Source organism: Neobacillus sp. plas4 (assembly GCF_057221695.1).
This window is the reverse complement of the sequence record NZ_CM170152.1, coordinates 4,602,367-4,621,009: the sequence shown is the minus strand read 5'-3', so window position 1 is coordinate 4,621,009 and position 18,643 is coordinate 4,602,367. Positions and strand designations below refer to the sequence as shown.

General features: G+C 41.0%; 14 protein-coding genes and 1 other annotated feature. Of the genes, 12 read left to right on the top strand and 2 right to left on the bottom strand.

The window, feature by feature from the left end:
• Nucleotides 1-95: 95 nt before the first annotated feature.
• The 3 genes from lonB to yihA all read left to right on the top strand — a co-directional run bounded on the left by lonB (nucleotide 96) and on the right by yihA (nucleotide 4,868).
• Entirely contained in the window at nucleotides 96-1,763 is a 1,668-nt protein-coding gene (gene lonB, locus AC2TFD_RS23330) for an ATP-dependent protease LonB (protein WP_484674072.1), read from the top strand.
• Nucleotides 1,764-1,962: 199 nt separating this feature from the next.
• A complete protein-coding gene (gene lon, locus AC2TFD_RS23325) occupies nucleotides 1,963-4,290 on the top strand; it encodes an endopeptidase La (protein ID WP_484674071.1) in 2,328 nt (775 codons plus the stop codon).
• Entirely contained in the window at nucleotides 4,287-4,868 is a 582-nt protein-coding gene (yihA, locus tag AC2TFD_RS23320) for a ribosome biogenesis GTP-binding protein YihA/YsxC (RefSeq protein ID WP_335510695.1), read from the top strand. Before lon ends, yihA begins: the two co-directional genes overlap by 4 nt.
• Before the next feature lie 286 nt (nucleotides 4,869-5,154).
• On the opposite strand, the gene AC2TFD_RS23315 is transcribed toward yihA, so the two are convergent.
• Complete coding sequence (locus AC2TFD_RS23315; RefSeq protein ID WP_484676361.1) at nucleotides 5,155-5,643, bottom strand: LiaF transmembrane domain-containing protein; 489 nt, start codon at nucleotides 5,641-5,643, stop codon at nucleotides 5,155-5,157.
• Between the two features lie 264 nt (nucleotides 5,644-5,907).
• Between AC2TFD_RS23315 and hemA the strand changes: the two genes are divergently transcribed.
• The 8 genes from hemA to ysxE all read left to right on the top strand — a co-directional run bounded on the left by hemA (nucleotide 5,908) and on the right by ysxE (nucleotide 15,109).
• Nucleotides 5,908-7,248: a glutamyl-tRNA reductase gene (hemA, locus tag AC2TFD_RS23310; protein WP_335567121.1), complete on the top strand. Its 1,341-nt coding sequence runs from the start codon at nucleotides 5,908-5,910 to the stop codon at nucleotides 7,246-7,248.
• A gap of 12 nt (nucleotides 7,249-7,260) precedes the next feature.
• Nucleotides 7,261-8,094 (top strand): cytochrome C assembly family protein, encoded by an 834-nt coding sequence (locus AC2TFD_RS23305; protein WP_335567120.1) that lies wholly within the window; start codon nucleotides 7,261-7,263, stop codon nucleotides 8,092-8,094.
• A 12-nt stretch (nucleotides 8,095-8,106) separates the two neighbouring features.
• Nucleotides 8,107-9,045 carry a hydroxymethylbilane synthase gene (hemC, locus tag AC2TFD_RS23300; RefSeq protein WP_335510703.1) on the top strand — a complete coding sequence of 313 codons (939 nt, stop codon included), beginning with the start codon at nucleotides 8,107-8,109 and terminating at the stop codon, nucleotides 9,043-9,045.
• Complete coding sequence (locus tag AC2TFD_RS23295; RefSeq protein WP_484674070.1) at nucleotides 9,039-9,812, top strand: uroporphyrinogen-III synthase; 774 nt, start codon at nucleotides 9,039-9,041, stop codon at nucleotides 9,810-9,812. The genes hemC and AC2TFD_RS23295 overlap by 7 nt, the downstream gene beginning before the upstream one ends.
• 18 nt (nucleotides 9,813-9,830) lie before the next feature.
• Nucleotides 9,831-10,811, top strand: coding sequence for a porphobilinogen synthase (gene hemB, locus AC2TFD_RS23290; protein WP_335567118.1), 981 nt, complete (start codon nucleotides 9,831-9,833; stop codon nucleotides 10,809-10,811).
• A gap of 25 nt (nucleotides 10,812-10,836) precedes the next feature.
• On the top strand, nucleotides 10,837-12,123 hold the full coding sequence (gene hemL / locus AC2TFD_RS23285) for a glutamate-1-semialdehyde 2,1-aminomutase (RefSeq protein ID WP_484674069.1): 1,287 nt from the start codon (nucleotides 10,837-10,839) through the stop codon (nucleotides 12,121-12,123).
• Nucleotides 12,124-12,693: 570 nt separating this feature from the next.
• A complete protein-coding gene (gene spoVID / locus AC2TFD_RS23280) occupies nucleotides 12,694-13,812 on the top strand; it encodes a stage VI sporulation protein D (protein WP_484674068.1) in 1,119 nt (372 codons plus the stop codon).
• A gap of 259 nt (nucleotides 13,813-14,071) precedes the next feature.
• Entirely contained in the window at nucleotides 14,072-15,109 is a 1,038-nt protein-coding gene (ysxE, locus tag AC2TFD_RS23275; RefSeq protein ID WP_484674067.1) for a spore coat protein YsxE, read from the top strand.
• Nucleotides 15,110-15,126: 17 nt separating this feature from the next.
• Here the strand turns inward: ysxE and AC2TFD_RS23270 are convergent, their stop codons facing one another.
• Entirely contained in the window at nucleotides 15,127-15,324 is a 198-nt protein-coding gene (locus AC2TFD_RS23270) for a hypothetical protein (protein WP_335510713.1), read from the bottom strand.
• Nucleotides 15,325-15,494: 170 nt separating this feature from the next.
• Nucleotides 15,495-15,738: a binding site (T-box leader), on the top strand.
• A gap of 235 nt (nucleotides 15,739-15,973) precedes the next feature.
• Between AC2TFD_RS23270 and AC2TFD_RS23265 the strand changes: the two genes are divergently transcribed.
• Complete coding sequence (locus AC2TFD_RS23265) at nucleotides 15,974-18,619, top strand: valine--tRNA ligase (protein WP_484674066.1); 2,646 nt, start codon at nucleotides 15,974-15,976, stop codon at nucleotides 18,617-18,619.
• Nucleotides 18,620-18,643 lie beyond the last annotated feature (24 nt).

Genomic DNA, 18,643 nt, shown 5'->3' with positions numbered 1-18,643 from the left:
TCAACAGTTTCTTACAAATTGTGGTTTATTCCATCTCTATGCAGGAAATACTTATTAATATCTATTGAAGTATTCTTGTAGCAGGAGGGAAAAATATGAGTTGGACGGGGATTGCCTTATTTATACAGCTTTTTTTCGGGATTATTATCGGGCTGTATTTCTGGAATTTGCTTAGGAACCAACGGACACAGAAGGTTTCCATTGATCGGGAATCCCGTAAGGAAATGGAACAGCTTCGCAAAATGAGATCAATTTCATTAACAGAACCATTAGCGGAAAAAGTACGCCCTACAAGCTTCCATGATATTGTTGGACAAGAAGATGGCATAAAGTCATTGAAGGCAGCATTATGTGGTCCCAACCCTCAGCACGTGATTATTTATGGACCACCGGGGGTAGGGAAAACAGCTGCAGCCAGATTAGTTTTAGAAGAAGCGAAAAAAAATCAGAAATCACCATTTAAACAAAACTCAGTATTTATTGAATTAGATGCCACAACCGCTCGATTTGATGAAAGAGGGATTGCCGACCCGTTAATAGGATCGGTTCACGACCCGATTTATCAAGGAGCTGGAGCGATGGGACAAGCTGGAATTCCACAGCCGAAGCAAGGGGCTGTTACAAATGCACATGGTGGTGTCCTATTCATTGATGAGATTGGCGAACTACATCCAATTCAAATGAACAAGCTGTTAAAGGTCCTTGAGGATCGTAAGGTATTTCTTGAAAGTGCCTATTATCATGAAGAAAATAATCAAATCCCTACACATATCCATGACATTTTTAAAAATGGGCTTCCTGCTGATTTTCGCTTAATTGGTGCAACAACAAGAACGCCTAGTGAAATACCGCCAGCGATTCGGTCGCGCTGTATGGAAGTTTTCTTTAGAGAATTAACACAAGAAGAAATCATTCAGGTTGGTAAAAAAGCGGCTGAAAAAGTGAATTTAGACATTAGTGAAGTTGGATTAGATATTTTATCTACATATGCAAGGAATGGGCGCGAAGCCGTAAATATGGTTCAGATTGCGGCCGGGCTTGCCATTACGGATGAACGCAATTTTATAAAAGATGAAGATTTAGAATGGGTTGCTCATTCCAGTCAATTGTCTCCAAGAATGGAAAGGAAAATCAATGACGATTCCCGGGTAGGTCTTGTTAATGGATTAGCTGTTTATGGACCAAATACAGGGGCGCTGCTTGAAATCGAGGTAACGGTGATCCCTGCGAAGGATAAAGGTTCTATTAACATTACTGGAATTGTCGATGAAGAAAGTATTGGCGGCCAAGGTAAATCTATCCGCAGAAAAAGTATGGCACGCGGATCGATTGAAAATGTTATTACTGTTCTTCGGTCGATGGGTGTTCCAGCTGATGATTTTGATATTCATGTAAATTTCCCAGGCGGGGTTCCAATTGACGGTCCCTCGGCAGGTATTGCGATGGCAACAGGAATCTATTCTGCCATATATAAAATTCCAATTGATAACAAAGTAGCGATGACGGGAGAAATAAGCATCCATGGGAATGTTAAGCCAATCGGCGGCGTTTACCCGAAAGTAAAGGCAGCCAGGAAGGCAGGAGCCACGACCGTGATCATTCCTGAGGAAAACATGCAGTCGATTTTAAATGAAATAACAGGAATTCGCCTTGTTCCAGTTACGCATTTGAGTGAAGTCTTTGACGTTGCTCTTGTCCATAACCAGCCGCTCAATCAAGTGATTCCGGCTTCTATCGAGCTATCGAAAAAAGAATCCATTTAAACGATAACACTTCGGTTGTCTGACCGAAGTGTTTTTTATGAAAGAAATCTTAGAGGTTGGGGAAAATTAATTATTGACAACACATTCTTAAGCTTTCGTAATATTAGACACATATTTGCAAATAAGATAGAATTGTACAAAGATGTTTTTCTTGTTATCAGCAGGAAAGATTGATTAATGCATGTGGAGGTGCAAGTTAATGGCGGAAGATAGAGAATTGATCGTCCCCCTCCTGCCGCTTCGAGGGTTGCTGGTGTATCCGACAATGGTTCTTCATTTAGATGTAGGCCGTGAAAGGTCGGTTGAAGCTCTTGAAAAAGCGATGGTAGATGACCATTTAATTTTTTTAACGACACAAAAGGATATAGCTATAGACGAGCCATCTGAAGAAGATTTATATGAAATTGGTACCTTAACAAAGGTAAAACAAATGCTTAAGCTTCCGAACGGTACGATACGAGTGCTGGTTGAGGGACTAAATAGAGCAAAAATCCAGTCATTCCATGATGAAGACGACTATTATGCAGTCAGTATTGTGACTTATGATGAACCGACAACCAAGGATGTTGAGGATCAGGCATTAATGAGAACAATGCTTGAGTATTTCGAGCAATACATAAAGTTATCGAAGAAAATTTCGGCCGAAACGTATACTTCCGTTGTAGATATTGAGGAACCAGGCAGAATGGCTGATATTATTGCTTCCCATTTGCCAATCAAACTAAAGGAAAAACAAGAAATCCTCGAAATGATTGATGTCAAAAAACGCATGAATAGCGTCATTTCAACGATTCAAAATGAAAAAGAAGTACTTAATCTTGAGAAAAAGATTGGGCAGCGCGTAAAGCGCTCCATGGAAAGAACACAAAAGGAATATTATTTGCGTGAGCAAATGAAGGCAATTCAGAAGGAATTAGGCGATAAAGAAGGTAAAACTGGTGAAATTGCCGAACTCACTGAAAAAATTAAAAATGCCGGTATGCCTGAACATGTTCAGCAGACTGCCTTGAAAGAACTTGACCGTTATGAGAAAGTTCCGTCCAGTTCAGCTGAAAGTGCAGTTATTCGCAACTATATCGAGTGGCTGATTACCATTCCATGGTCAAAAAAGACCGATGACGATATTGATATAAATCGCGCTGAGAAAATCCTGAATCAGGATCATTTTGGTCTCGAAAAAGTAAAGGAACGTGTATTGGAGTTTTTGGCGGTTCAAAAGCTGACGAATTCCTTAAAAGGACCGATTCTATGTCTTGCTGGACCTCCTGGAGTGGGGAAAACCAGCTTAGCCCGTTCCATTGCGAATTCATTAAATCGTAATTTTGTCCGTGTCTCCCTTGGAGGCGTTCGGGATGAGTCCGAAATTCGCGGTCACCGCAGAACGTATGTCGGGGCAATGCCAGGACGGATTATTCAAGGAATGAAAAAAGCGGGCACGATTAATCCAGTCTTTTTATTAGACGAGATTGATAAAATGTCGAGTGACTTCCGCGGCGATCCATCCTCTGCCATGCTTGAAGTTTTAGACCCTGAACAAAACCATAATTTTAGTGATCATTATATTGAAGAAACATATGACCTTTCCAAAGTCATGTTTATTGCAACAGCCAATAACTTATCCACGATCCCTGGCCCGCTGCTGGATCGAATGGAAATTATCACAATTGCGGGCTACACTGAACTTGAAAAAGTCCATATCACAAGAGATCATTTGCTCCCTAAGCAAATTAAAGAAAATGGACTGACTAAAGGAATTCTGCAGGTGCGCGATGATGCCATCCTTAAGGTAGTGAGATATTATACCCGTGAAGCTGGGGTACGGAGTATGGAGAGGCAAATGGCCACCATCTGCCGGAAGACAGCAAAAATCGTGGTTTCTGGAGAGAAAAAACGAGTGATCGTAACGGAAAAGAACGTCGAGGAGTTCTTAGGGAAACCAAGGTTCCGGTATGGTCAAGCTGAAACAGAAGATCAGGTCGGTGTTGCAACAGGTCTAGCCTACACAACGGTGGGCGGCGATACACTGCAGATTGAAGTTTCCTTGTCTCCTGGTAAGGGTAGACTTGTTCTAACAGGAAAGCTTGGCGATGTCATGAAGGAATCTGCGCAGGCTGCCTTTAGTTATGTACGTTCTAAAGCTGGAGAGCTAGGAATTGAAGAAGATTTTCATGAAAAATATGACGTACACATTCACGTTCCAGAAGGGGCTGTTCCAAAAGATGGACCTTCTGCGGGAATAACAATGGCTACTGCCCTGGTGTCCGCCTTAACAGGAAGAGCGATTCGACGTGAAGTAGGGATGACAGGAGAAATTACCCTTAGAGGAAGGGTTCTCCCAATTGGAGGCTTAAAAGAAAAAACACTCAGTGCTCATAGAGCGGGATTAACAAAGGTCATTCTTCCGAAAGATAATGAATTGGATATCGATGATATACCAGAAAGTGTTAGAAATGAAATTGAGTTTGTCCTTGTTTCACATGTCGATGAAGTTCTCCGGCATGCACTAGTAGAAGGTGGTTTGCAATGAAAGTAGTAAGTTCAGATATCGTCATCAGTGCCGTGAGGCCGGAGCAGTACCCAGAAACAGAACTGCCTGAATTTGCCTTGGCCGGACGATCAAATGTAGGCAAGTCTTCTTTTATTAATAAGATGTTAAATCGAAAAGGTCTTGCAAGAATATCGTCTAAGCCAGGAAAAACTCAAACGTTAAACTTTTATTTAATTAATGAAATTCTTCATTTTGTCGATGTTCCTGGTTATGGATATGCGAAAGTATCGAAGTCGGAACGGGCAGCGTGGGGGAAGATGATTGAAACGTATATCACCACTCGTGAACAATTAAGAGCGGTCGTTTTGATTGTTGACTTAAGGCACCCGCCGACCCAGGATGATATCATGATGTACGACTTCCTTAAGCATTATGACATTCCGTGTATCGTCATCGCGACGAAAGCAGATAAAATCCCAAGAGGAAAGTGGCAGAAATATTTAAAAGTCACAAAAGAAACCCTCGACTTAGCAGAAAATGACCAAATTGTCCTTTTCTCATCCGAAACGGGCGAAGGTAAAGACAAAGCGTGGTCGATTTTGCAAAGCTATATGTAAATATTAAAAATGGCGTGTTAAGTATCTCACTTTTCACGCCATTTTGTCTTTTCATAATGTTTTTGCATCACTTTTTGGATTGTTACCATAAATCAACATTTCCGCAATTACAGGCACAAATAATGAGTTATTGTTACCGAAAAATAACTTTTCCACAAATACGGGCACAAATGATGATTTATTGTTACCGTAAATCATCATTTCCGGAATTACGGGCACAAATAAAATTTGTTGTTACCCATAAATCAACAATCCCACAATTATGGGCACAATTAACACTTTCTTGTTATTTTTTTCTCCGAAACAGAAAGTAGACCCCAACCAAAATAATAATCGCCGGCCAAAACTTCCAGGCGAAACTTAAACCATTTTGAAGTAAATTTAGGTAATCTGTAACTTTATCGTAAAATAATAGCAATAATGCCAATACTAAAAAAAGAAAGGCTTGAAATAAACCGTTATTGTTTTTTTGAAAACGAAGAAAGCATCCGATGGATATAAATAATACCAGCATCCCAATCGTATTGTTCGGCCAGAAAGAGATTTTTCCCGCAAGATGAAAATGGAGACCGAAGCCCGCGATGATAACTCCAGGCAGGATCGCTTCATAATCATTTGCTGAATATCCCTGTCCTAAAAATGCCACGCCAACAATAATAAGAAGGGTTGGCCATGAATACAATGGTTGTAGAGCTGTAAATCCTGATTGCTGTAAGAATAAAAAGGCACCAAAGCCTATGAGAATAATTCCAGGAAATATCCGTTGATTCTTCATTTTAACACCACTTCCAGTAAGGTTTACTTGAATCTCTTCTGTTTTTTTGGTACTGTACATAAGATGATACATTATTAAAACATAAATTTTTTCCTATTTAACAGGTTTATTCTAGATATAAAGCTTCCGCTTTTTATAGTAACATATTGTTTCGCTTTCTGTTCACAATTTAAGGGTAAATTTGAAAAAACCCATGTTATAATCAGACTAGTTAATTATGCAGCAGGAGTTTTATTGTATTACTTATTGGGGGTGTTCTTAGAAATGCATATTGTAGTAATCGGTTTAAACTATAAAACTGCCCCTGTGGAAATCCGAGAGCGGTTGACATTTAATGAAGCCGAACTTGCGGATGCCATGACAAAATTAAATTCTAAAAAAAGCATCCTGGAAAATATCATTGTGTCGACATGTAATCGTACAGAGATTTATGCAGTTGTCGATCAAATGCATACAGGCCGCTATTATGTGAAGGAATTTCTATCTGAATGGTTCGGAATTGAACAATCTGAGTTTTCACCATTTCTATTTGTTTATGAAGAGGACGGTGCTGTTGAGCATTTATTCAAGGTAGCATGCGGTCTTCATTCAATGGTGTTAGGGGAAACACAAATTTTAGGGCAGGTTCGGTCAAGCTTTATATTAGCTCAAGAACAAGGAACAACTGGAACAGTCTTTAACCACCTGTTTAAGCAGGCCATCACAGTGGCGAAGCGTGGACATGCTGAAACCGATATCGGTGCCAATGCTGTATCCGTGAGCTATGCTGCTGTAGAACTAGCAAAGAAAATTTTCGGCTCGCTTGAGAACAAACATGTGTTAATTTTTGGTGCCGGAAAAATGGGTGAGTTAGCAGCCCAAAATCTGCATGGCAATGGTGTTAAAAAGGTTTCAGTTATTAACCGTACATTTGAGAAGGCACAGGTTCTGGCTGCGCGTTTTGCTGGAAATGCCAAAACAGTTGATGACCTTCAAAAAACGCTTATTGACGCAGATATTTTGATTAGTTCTACGGGTGCGAAAGATTTTGTTATCACGAAAGCCATGATGGAAAAAGTGGAAAAGCAGCGTAAAGGTAAGCCGTTATTTATGGTGGATATTGCTGTTCCGCGTGACTTAGATCCAAAAATTGCAGAACTAGAAAGTGTATTTTTATATGATATCGATGATTTAGAGGGGATTGTTGAGGCAAACCTTCAGGAGCGGAAGAAAGCAGCTCAAGTCATTATGCTGATGATCGAAAAGGAAATCGTTGATTTCAAACAATGGCTTGGAACACTGGGCGTGGTTCCTGTTATCGCTGCTCTTAGAGATAAGGCTGGTGCGATTCAGTCTGAAACAATGGTCAGCCTTGAACGTAAACTGCCGCATTTATCAGACCGTGATATTAAGGTATTAAACAAACATACGAAGAGCATTATTAATCAGCTATTAAAAGATCCTATCTTACAAGCAAAAGAATTGGCTGCTCGTCCTGACGCCGATGAGGCATTGGACTTATTTATGAAAATATTTAATATTGAAGAGCTTGTTGAAAAACAAACAAAAGCAGCCGAAACCAAAAATGCAATGGTTCATGTACCTCAGGCTACTTTTCAGTCATAAGAGGTACTCATTATGTATGACTTTTATATGACACGACTGCACGAATTGACAGTAGTCCTATATGCCTTCAGTGTATTGTTATATTTTTTCGATTTTCTCAATCATAACCGGAAGGCAAACCGTATTGCCTTCTGGTTACTTGCGTTTGTATGGGTTTTACAAACAATCTTCCTAACCTCTTATATGATAAAAACAGGCAGATTTCCTGCGTTAACGATATTTGAGGGTCTTTATTTTTATGCATGGGTATTGGTTACGCTATCACTCGGAATTAACAAACTGCTGAAGGTAGACTTTATCGTCTTTTTTACAAATATTCTTGGTTTTATTGTTATTGCGATCCACACGTTTGCTCCAGTTCAATATGATTCACATGTGATAAGCAACCAGCTTATGTCTGAACTCTTGCTTATACATATCACGATGGCAATCTTATCGTATGGGGCTTTCTCATTATCTTTCGTCCTTTCGCTTCTCTATCTGATTCAATATGACTTGTTGAAGAGGAAAAAGTGGGGAGCGAGACTTTTGAGAATCGCAGATTTAAGCAAGCTGGAGAGGTCTTCTTATATTTTAGTAGTCATAGGAGTTCCTATGCTGTTATTAAGCCTAATTCTTGGCTTACAGTGGGCCATTTTAAAGGTTCCAGGAATGCCTTGGTATGATATGAAAATTGTAGGTTCATTTCTTTTATTAACAGGCTACAGTATTTATTTGTACCTGCGAATTGTAAAAAACATGTCAGGCAGACAACTAGCCCTTTGGAACGTCGGATCTTTTTTAGTTGTATTAGTTAACTTTTTCTTATTTGGTCAATTATCATCATTTCATTTTTGGTACTCATAATAGGAGGCAGTCATGAGAAAAATTATCGTAGGTTCTAGACGCAGCAAATTGGCTTTAACACAAACAAATTGGGTAATTGAACAGCTGAAAAAGCTCGGAGGACCTTTTGAATTTGAAGTAAAAGAAATTGTCACAAAAGGGGACAAAATCCTTGATGTGACCCTTTCAAAAGTAGGCGGAAAAGGCTTATTTGTGAAGGAAATCGAGCAGGCTATGATGGATAAAGAGATTGATATGGCTGTTCATAGTATGAAAGACATGCCGGCCGTGCTTCCAGAGGGGCTGACAATTGGCTGTATTCCTTTCCGTGAGGACCACCGTGATGCATTGATTTCAAGAGACCATATTAAGCTAAAAGATTTGAAGCCTGGATCCATTATTGGCACTAGCAGTCTTCGCCGCAGTGCACAGCTGTTAGCGCAGCGTCCTGATTTAGAAATTAAATGGATCCGTGGTAACGTCGATACGAGATTACAAAAGCTTAAAGATGAGGAATACGACGCAATAATCCTAGCTGCGGCAGGCCTTTCACGTCTTGGCTGGGCAAAGGAAACCATCACTGAATTTATTGACGAGGATATTTGTGTACCGGCTGTTGGACAAGGGGCATTATCAATCGAATGCCGCGAGGATGATAAAGAACTTCTTGAACTCTTTGAAAAATTCACATGCAAGAAAACGGAAAGAGCTGTTAAAGCGGAACGTGCTTTTCTTCATAAAATGGAAGGCGGCTGCCAAGTGCCAATCGCTGGTTTCGCCCAAATACAGGAAAATGATGAAATCGCTCTAACGGTATTAGTTGGTTCCCCTGAAGGTCAGGAAATCTTCAAAGAAGAAGTGAGAGGCCAAGATCCAGAGGCACTTGGTATTCAAGCGGCAGACCTGCTAATCGAAAAAGGAGCTAAAGACCTTATCGAAAGGGTTAAACGGGAGCTCGAAGGTCAATGCTAGAACCATGTGGTTTGAAAGACAAAAAGGTCCTTGTTCCACGCGGAACAGGGCAGGCAAAATCCTTTTCACAACTTGTAGAAAAGTATGGAGGGATTTCAATCGAAATCCCTCTAATTGCGTTTCGTCCGATTGAAATCAATCAGCGTCTTCAAACTGCAATGGATCAAATTGATACATATGAGTGGATTATCTTTACGAGCAATGTCACGGTGGAAACTTTCTTTTCTTTTAAAAAAAAGGAAGAGTTCTGCAGCTTCCCGAAGATTGCTGTTATTGGAAAAAAAACCGAAGAAGTCTTGAATGAATTTGGCTTACATGCCGAATTTGTCCCATCGGCCTATGTGGCAGAGGTTTTTGTTGAAGAATTTCTTCCTTTTGTCGAAAAAGGGTCAAAAATTCTTTTGCCAAAAGGAAATCTGGCCAGGGAATATATCGCAAGCTCGCTCATTCAGAACGGTTCGTATGTAGATGAAATCGTCATTTACGAAACATACATGCCGACTGAGAGCCGTGAAAAACTAGCTGGGATGCTTTCTGCAGGTGAGCTGGACATTCTAATGTTTACGAGTCCCTCCACTGTGGACCATTTAATGAGTGTGGTGCAGGAGTACAAACTTGAGAGTCATCTAGAGCAATGCATTATAGGCTGCATTGGACCGGTCACCGAGAAAAAATTGCTCTCTTACGGATTGCCAATCCATGCCTCAGCTGAGGAATACACCGTGAAAGAAATGATTAAAAGTACAATAAAATACTTAGAAAAATGATTTTGGGGGTAAATATAAATGGAACTTCAATTTTCACGTCATCGCCGCTTACGTTCAAGTGCTAATATGCGCGCACTTGTAAGAGAAAATCACTTGCGGCCAGAGGACTTCATCTATCCGTTATTTATTTATGAAGGCGAAAACATTCGTAAGGAAGTATCATCCATGCCAGGTGTATTCCAGGTATCAATGGACAATTTAAAAGCTGAAATGGATGATATCGTAGCACACGGAATTAAGTCTGTTTTATTATTTGGAATTCCGGCTGTAAAGGATGAGTGTGGAACACAGGCGTTTCATGATCACGGAATCATTCAAGTTGCCACTCGTTACATAAAAGAACATTACCCAGAGATGATTGTTGTCGCAGATACTTGTTTGTGTGAATATACCAGCCACGGTCACTGCGGTGTCGTAGAAGGAGAACAGGTACTTAACGACGAATCTCTTGAATTACTCGTGAAAACAGCGATTGCTCAAGCAGAGGCCGGAGCAGACATCATTGCACCGTCAAATATGATGGACGGCTTCGTGGCAGCTATTCGTGCTGGCTTAGATGAAGCGGGATTTAAAGAGATTCCGATTATGTCCTATGCGGTTAAATATGCTTCAGCATTCTACGGACCGTTTCGTGAAGCTGCTGAGGGAGCACCGCAATTTGGAGATCGTAAAACCTATCAAATGGACCCTGCCAACCGGATGGAGGCATTTAGAGAAGCTGAATCGGATGTTGCTGAGGGCGCCGACTTTTTAATCGTGAAACCAGGATTACCTTATCTTGATATCGTCCGTGATGTAAAAAACAACTTCAATCTTCCAGTGGTTATTTACAATGTCAGCGGTGAATATGCAATGGTGAAGGCAGCCGCTGCAAACGGCTGGATTGATGAAAAGAATACAGTTCTAGAAATGTTAGTAGGGATGAAGCGGGCAGGTGCTGATTTGATTATTACGTATGCAGCAAAAGATGCATGCCGCTGGCTAAAAGAGGATCAATAATATCAACTGAAAAGAGGAACGCAAAATGCGCTCATATACAAAATCAATTGAAGCCTTTAAAGAAGCTCAAAACTTAATGCCTGGCGGGGTGAACAGCCCGGTACGTGCATTTAAATCTGTGAATATGGATCCAATTTTCATGGAAAGAGGAAAAGGATCAAAAATCTATGATATTGATGGCAATGAATATATTGATTATGTATTGTCATGGGGTCCATTAATCCTTGGTCACTCTAACGATCGAGTGGTGGAAGGAATCAAAAAGGTGGCTGAGCTTGGTACGAGCTATGGTGCACCAACGTTAATGGAAAATGAATTGGCGAAGCTAGTGATTGAACGTGTACCATCGATTGAAGTGGTAAGAATGGTATCTTCCGGAACAGAAGCAACGATGAGTGCGCTTCGCCTAGCACGCGGCTATACGGGCCGTAATAAGATTTTAAAATTCGAAGGTTGTTACCATGGACATGGTGATTCCCTATTGATTAAGGCAGGCTCTGGCGTCGCTACACTTGGTTTGCCAGACAGCCCTGGTGTTCCTGAAGGAATTGCTAAAAATACGATCACAGTCCCTTACAATGACCTAGAAGCAGTGAAATATGCTTTTGAACAATTTGGCGACGATATTGCTTGTATCATCGTCGAGCCTGTTGCTGGAAATATGGGTCTTGTACCACCGCTACCAGGATTCTTAGAAGGTCTTCGTGAAATTACGACCGAAAAGGGAGCATTGCTGATTTTTGATGAGGTAATGACAGGCTTCCGTGTAGGCTACAATTGTGCTCAAGGCTATTTCAATATCACTCCGGATATCACTTGTCTTGGAAAAGTAATCGGAGGAGGACTTCCAGTTGGTGCATACGGAGGTAAAGCGGAAATCATGAAGCAAATTGCTCCATCCGGACCAATCTATCAGGCAGGAACTCTTTCCGGAAATCCGCTTGCGATGACGGCAGGTTATGAGACTTTAAGTCAACTAACACCAGAGCACTACGAGGAGTTCAAACGTTTAGGCGACTTACTCGAAAAAGGAATCACGGAGGCAGCTGAAAAATATGATATCCCTGTTACCTTTAACCGTGCTGGTTCCATGATTGGGTTCTTCTTCACCAATGAAGACGTCATTAACTATGAAAAAGCAAAAACGTCGAACTTAGACTATTTTGCTGCCTACTACCGCGAAATGGCTGAACAAGGTGTATTCCTGCCGCCATCTCAGTTTGAAGGTTTATTCTTATCAACCGAACACACCGATGAAGACATCGAAAAAACAATCAAAGCAGTAGAAATAGCATTTTCAAAACTTAAATAATACCTTTTTCAGACACTTATCAACTTGATAAGTGTCTTTTATTTTTTTGAGTGGAGCTGGAGTGACCGTGAGATGGAAAAAGGAAGAGTTTCGGTCAATGCAGGAGGTCTGGAGTGACCGAGAGATGGAAAAAGAAAGAGTTTCAGTCAATGCAGGAGGTCTGGAGTGACCGTGAGATGGAAAAAGAAAGAGTTTCAGTCAATGCAGGAGGTCTGGAGTGACCGAAAGATGGAAAAAGAAAGAGTTTCAGTCAATGCAGGAGGTGTGGAGTGACCGAAAGATGGAGAAAGGAAGAGTTTCGGTCAATGCAGGAGGTCTGGAGTGACCGAAACAAAGAAAGAGAAAGATTTTCGGTCAATGCAAGTGGATCAGGAATATTCCGGTCTATGTGAATGACCCCTTGAATAATCATATATCCCATAGAAATTTTTAAACCCAATCCAATGAAACTACCCTACCCCTAATCTTTTTTACATCAAAAGGCATTTTTATCATATTTAAAAGCATTAGTTCATAAAGTGTAAGTGACATAGTGATTTTACGTGAAAGGAAACGAAAGGAGGAGTCGCTTTGTCTCAAGAGAATCAATCGTGCCTGCGATTTTCCTTGGAGGAATCTTTGTGGTTTAGAAAGGGACAGGAAGTAGCAGAACTTGTGTCGATTTCTCTAGACCCGGATATTACCATCCAAGAAAACGATCAATACGTAACAATACGTGGTTCGCTAGAATTAACAGGGGAATATAGAAATGACGAAGATAGCGCTGAGAATGATGATGAAAATGTACCACATCAAAAGTATGTAGAAAGAGTGGATCCCCAGGAGGAAGGAATCTGTGAATTCACACACCGTTTTCCTGTTGATATTACCATTCCAAACAACCGAATTCAAAGTATCTACGATATCGACGTCATCGTCGAGTCATTTGATTATGCCCTCCCGGAGCGCAGCTGTCTGAAACTATCCGCAGAATTAACCATCAGCGGCTTGTACGATTCATCCTTGCAGCAAGAGGATGAGGAAGTGGAAGAAGAGGCAGTGGAAGAAGAGGAGTTTGAAGTACTCCATCGTTATCAGGTGGAAGCTCCGGAACAAGCTGAACAAGAAGAAGAAACACAACCAGAAGACAATCAATTTGAGGATACTTTCTTGTTTGAAGCAGAAGCCAGAAAGCAGCCAGAGGAAGAGAAAAAGGTTGAAGCTTTTCCGAAATTTCCAACCTTTACCTATCAGGAGCCTGAAGAGGAAGAAGAGGAAGAAACACCTCAGCAGCCTGCCATATTTGAGTTTGCCCGTAGTGAAGTAAGCGAGCCGGTTGAGGTGAAACAGCAAGTGGAAGAAGCTCCTGCAGCACCAATTGCAAAAGAGGCAAAGGAGCCTGCGCAACAGAAGGAACCTGTGATGGAAGAGAGTTCCTCCTCACCTGAAGAACCGCCTAAGCAGGCAAAAAAGAAGCCAGGCAAAAAGAAAACAATGACACTCACGGAGTTCTTTGCCCGCAAGGAAGATAGCTCCGATCAAGCTAGATTAAAAGTTTGCATTGTTCAAAAGGGCGATACACTCGACAGTCTTTCCGATCGTTACGACGTTTCTGTCCCAAATCTACTTAGATATAACAATCTCGAACTCAATCAAGATGTGTACGAGGGTCAAGTACTATATGTACCAGTTGCATTAGCGAAAAAATAACTAAACGATACAAGGTGAGCGGGTGTTAAACCTGCTCACATCTTTTTAAGAACAAGATAATAAAAGTTTTTGGAACTTAGTTTACTGTCTAGCTCCAGCGCCCTAGCGGCTAGTGTCCTTCGCTCTCCGCCCTACGATAAGTCAAGCACGAACGCGCCTCCGGCTCTTCGTGTTTCCTTTATCTCAGTTGGAGCGCTCCAGGCCATACGCCGCTGACCAGGGCACTTACGCTTTTCTAATGAAAGGCAGTTGAAAGCCGATGAGTGAATCAAATCTGGTGGATCCACTACTACCCATATTAAACAACTATCAAGTAAAACCGTATTATGTTGAAGAACATGGCAATATAAAAAAAATCTATTCTGATAAGGGTACGTTTGCATTAAAGAAAATTGTCCCAACAACCGGAACCGATTTTATCCGACATGTTCATCTGCTTTATCAAAAGGGATATAATCGGATTGTACCGATCTATCCAACCATTGACGGAAGATATGCAGTCCTGCATGATAAGGCTCTCTATTACTTAATGCCTTGGATGCCCAATGAAGTAAAGGGAGAACGCGAGCATAAACATCAACAGCTATTTCGGGAATTAGCAAGGCTCCACACGCTCTCTGCTAAAGAAATCACAGTGAATAAAGAGGAGCGGACAGAGCATTATGAGAAAACCATTGAATTACTTGATAAAAAACAGGAGTTTCTTGATGGTTTTATTGATGAATGTGAAAAAAAGACGTATATGTCACCGTTTGAACTCGTGTATTGCTTGTACTATAACGAAATAACCCAGGCACTTCGTTTTTCAAAAACCAAATTTGAGGAATGGTATGAAAAAACAAAGGAAGAAGAAAAAGCACGAATGGTGATTACCCATGGAAAATTATCAACCGAGCATTTTCTTTATGACGACAAAGGGTATGGTTACTTTATTAACTTTGAAAATGCCCGTTTCGGCTCACCGATTCATGATTTATTGCCATATCTTTCACGGTCCTTTAACACGCGGCCAACACGGAATGATGAATCAGTTGACTGGGTGTACCATTATTTTAAATATTTTCCTTTTAAAGCCGATGAGAAACTTCTTTTCCATAGTTATTTGGCCTACCCGATTCCCATCATCCAGGTAGTCGAACGGTATTATAAAAAAGAAAAGCCCAAAAATGAACTGAAATATGTACGGATGCTGCAGCGCAAATACTGGAATTTAAAGAATTCAGAGTATGTAGTGATGAGGATGACAGAGATCGACGAACAACAAAAGAAGGCAAAAGAAGGAGCCCAGCAGCAATAACTTTTGCTTTTGGGCTCTTAAACTATTTCAAAGTAGATCGATACGGCAATCGCAATAAAAACGCATAATAATAAAACATCAAAAACGGTTGGAATAAACAGGGTTCGGATTAATTGAAAAATTGTAAACGGCAGTACCAGCTGCGCGAATACTCCCCTAATGGTTCGATACCAAGGAGTGTAGGCATACTTGGTGATAAATTTCCTCCGCTTCATACATACCTTCCTCTCCAAAATGGCATTTCTTTTATGTATATTCTTCCTGTCTAATGAATTCCCCTAATTCCTTAACGTTTTTTTCAAAATGGTATATAATATAAAAAAATTGGCTATCATTATTGACGCCAAGATAACTTTTTGGGTAGTATAACTATATCAATTAAAAAGCAAAAGCATAGACAGGGAAGAGTACGATGTGCCCCTGCTTCAAGAGAGGGAAGCCATTAGCTGAAAGGTTTCCTAAGCAGACACTCGGAAGGTCGCCCTTGAGCTTCTTTAGTGAACGGATTCCACGTACGAATCTTATTAGTTAAAGACGGATCAAATCCGTTATCCATTTAAGCGCCAACTCAATTTTTTTAGGGTTGGAAAAAAGGTGGTACCGCGAAGCAAACTCCATTCGTCCTTTTATGACGAGTGGGGTTTTTTGTTGTTGATGAAGGTGTTTTTGTAACGATGTTGTTAAAATCTAAATGCCGATTTTAACGTGGAAACAGTTATTTTACGCCTTCGAATTTAGTTTGCAAGCTCTTTTCTTAATAAATTTTTTCTGTAATCTGCGAAAATACAGACACTATTAATTTTTGCTACAAAAAGATACAAGGTTTAAGAAAAGAGCCTTGATTGGAAAAAGGAGGAAAATGAAATGGAAACAAAAGAAATTACCATGCCGACGAAGTATGACCCACAGGCAATCGAGCAGGGACGTTATGAATGGTGGTTAAAAGGAAAGTTTTTTGAAGCTCAGAATGATGAGGGCAAACAGCCTTATACCATCGTAATTCCACCGCCAAACGTTACCGGAAAGCTTCATTTAGGGCATGCTTGGGATACAACATTACAAGATATTGTTACACGTATGAAGCGGATGCAGGGGTATGATGTTCTCTGGCTCCCTGGAATGGACCACGCTGGTATTGCTACACAGGCGAAGGTTGAAGAAAAGCTCCGCAGTGAAGGCAAAAGCCGTTATGATTTAGGAAGAGAAAAGTTTGTTGAAGAAACCTGGAAGTGGAAGGAAGAGTATGCCTCCCATATCCGCCAGCAATGGGCGAAATTAGGCCTAGGATTAGACTACAGCCGTGAGCGTTTCACGCTAGATGAAGGTTTATCTGCAGCGGTTCGGGAAGTATTCGTTGCTCTATATAAAAAAGGTCTTATCTACCGCGGCGAATACATTATAAACTGGGATCCATCCACGAAGACGGCTCTATCTGATATCGAAGTTATCTACAAGGATGTACAAGGTGCCTTTTATCATATGAAATATCCGTTAGCTGACGGTTCTGGACATATCGAAGTAGCGACTACCCGTCCGGAAACCATGCTTGGTGATACAGCGGTTGCGGTTCATCCAGAAGATGAGCGCTACAAGCACTTAATTGGAAAAACTGTTATCCTGCCGATCGTTGGCCGTGAAATTAAAATTGTTGGCGATGATTATGTGGATATGGAATTTGGTTCTGGTGCCGTTAAAATTACTCCAGCACATGACCCGAACGATTTTGAAATTGGTAACCGCCATAATCTTGAGCGTGTTCTTGTTATGAACGAAGACGGCACAATGAATGACAGAGCCGGAAAATACAAAGGGTTGGACCGTTTTGAATGCCGAAAGCAAATTGTGAAAGACCTTCAAGAACAAGGCGTTCTTTTCAAAATTGAAGAGCATTTGCACTCCGTTGGACATTCCGAGCGCAGCGGGGCAGTAGTTGAGCCTTACCTATCCACACAATGGTTCGTTAAAATGCAGCCACTTGCCGACGAAGCAATCGCTCTTCAAAATAGAGAGAACAAAGTTAATTTTGTTCCAGAGCGTTTCGAAAAAACATACCTGCACTGGATGGAAAATATCCGCGACTGGTGTATTTCAAGACAGCTTTGGTGGGGACACCGAATTCCTGCTTGGTATCATAAGGAAACAGGCGAAGTTTACGTTGGTCACGAAGCACCTGCAGACGGCGAAAATTGGGAACAGGATAAAGACGTATTGGATACGTGGTTTAGTTCAGCGCTATGGCCATTTTCCACAATGGGCTGGCCAAATGTAGAGGCAGAAGACTTCAAGCGCTTCTTCCCAACAGATGTACTTGTAACCGGCTATGATATCATCTTCTTCTGGGTTTCTAGAATGATTTTCCAAAGCCTTGAATTTACTGGTGACCGGCCATTTAAAGACGTTCTTATCCACGGCTTAGTACGGGATGAACAAGGTCGGAAAATGAGTAAATCCCTTGGTAACGGTGTGGACCCAATGGATGTTATCGCAAAATACGGTGCAGATTCCCTACGTTACTTCCTTTCAACTGGAAGCTCTCCAGGCCAGGATTTACGTTTTAGCTTCGAAAAAGTTGAATCTACATGGAATTTCGCCAATAAGATTTGGAATGCTTCTCGTTTTGCCTTGATGAACATGGATGGCATGACCTATGAAGAGATTGATTTTAGTGGTGAAAAATCAGTTGCAGATAAATGGATCCTCACTCAATTAAACGAAACGATTGAAAGTGTTACGAAGCTTTCAGAGCGTTACGAATTCGGAGAAGCGGGTCGTGCTCTTTACAACTTTATCTGGGATGACTTCTGTGATTGGTATATTGAGATGGCAAAGCTTCCTTTATATGGGGAGGATGAAGCTGCAAAGAAAACAACACGTTCTATCCTTGCTTATGTTCTCGATCAGACGATGAGATTGTTACATCCGTTTATGCCATTCATTACCGAGGAAATCTGGCAGAACCTTCCGCATAATGGCGAGTCCATTACAACTGCCAAGTGGCCTGAGGTAATTCCAGCTTATTCTGATGAACAAGCGGCGCAAGAAATGAAGATGTTAATGGAAATGATTCGATCTGTACGAAATATCCGTGCAGAAGTTAACACGCCAATGAGCAAAAAGATTAAAATGCTTATTAAGGCAAAGGATGATTCGGTATTAAAAGCGATCGAAAAGAACCGCAGCTATATTGAAAAATTCTGTAATCCAGAAGAATTACAAATGGGTACAAATCTCGAAACACCTGAGAAGGCTATGACAGCAGTGATTACCGGGTTGGAAATCTATCTTCCACTCGAAGGTTTGATTAACATTGACGAAGAAATTGCTCGATTACAAAAAGAATACGACAAGTTAACAAAAGAAGTAGAGCGAGTTGAAAAGAAACTAAACAACGAAGGCTTTATGAAAAAAGCTCCGGAAAGCGTTGTTGCCGAGGAGCGTGCAAAAGAAAAAGACTATCGTGAGAAACGAGCACTTGTTGAGGCGCGCATTAATGAGCTAAAAGGTTTATAATAAGAAGTGAAGACGAGTCCAAAA

What these genes read in the sequence shown, in the direction of transcription:
- lonB (WP_484674072.1), top strand. Translation starts at nt 96, where the DNA reads ATGAGTTGGACGGGGATTGCCTTATTTATACAGCTTTTTTTCGGGATT.
- lon (WP_484674071.1), top strand. Translation starts at nt 1,963, where the DNA reads ATGGCGGAAGATAGAGAATTGATCGTCCCCCTCCTGCCGCTTCGAGGG.
- yihA (WP_335510695.1), top strand. Translation starts at nt 4,287, where the DNA reads ATGAAAGTAGTAAGTTCAGATATCGTCATCAGTGCCGTGAGGCCGGAG.
- AC2TFD_RS23315 (WP_484676361.1), bottom strand. Translation starts at nt 5,643, where the DNA reads ATGAAGAATCAACGGATATTTCCTGGAATTATTCTCATAGGCTTTGGT.
- hemA (WP_335567121.1), top strand. Translation starts at nt 5,908, where the DNA reads ATGCATATTGTAGTAATCGGTTTAAACTATAAAACTGCCCCTGTGGAA.
- AC2TFD_RS23305 (WP_335567120.1), top strand. Translation starts at nt 7,261, where the DNA reads ATGTATGACTTTTATATGACACGACTGCACGAATTGACAGTAGTCCTA.
- hemC (WP_335510703.1), top strand. Translation starts at nt 8,107, where the DNA reads ATGAGAAAAATTATCGTAGGTTCTAGACGCAGCAAATTGGCTTTAACA.
- AC2TFD_RS23295 (WP_484674070.1), top strand. Translation starts at nt 9,039, where the DNA reads ATGCTAGAACCATGTGGTTTGAAAGACAAAAAGGTCCTTGTTCCACGC.
- hemB (WP_335567118.1), top strand. Translation starts at nt 9,831, where the DNA reads ATGGAACTTCAATTTTCACGTCATCGCCGCTTACGTTCAAGTGCTAAT.
- hemL (WP_484674069.1), top strand. Translation starts at nt 10,837, where the DNA reads ATGCGCTCATATACAAAATCAATTGAAGCCTTTAAAGAAGCTCAAAAC.
- ysxE (WP_484674067.1), top strand. Translation starts at nt 14,072, where the DNA reads ATGAGTGAATCAAATCTGGTGGATCCACTACTACCCATATTAAACAAC.
- AC2TFD_RS23270 (WP_335510713.1), bottom strand. Translation starts at nt 15,324, where the DNA reads ATGAAGCGGAGGAAATTTATCACCAAGTATGCCTACACTCCTTGGTAT.
- AC2TFD_RS23265 (WP_484674066.1), top strand. Translation starts at nt 15,974, where the DNA reads ATGGAAACAAAAGAAATTACCATGCCGACGAAGTATGACCCACAGGCA.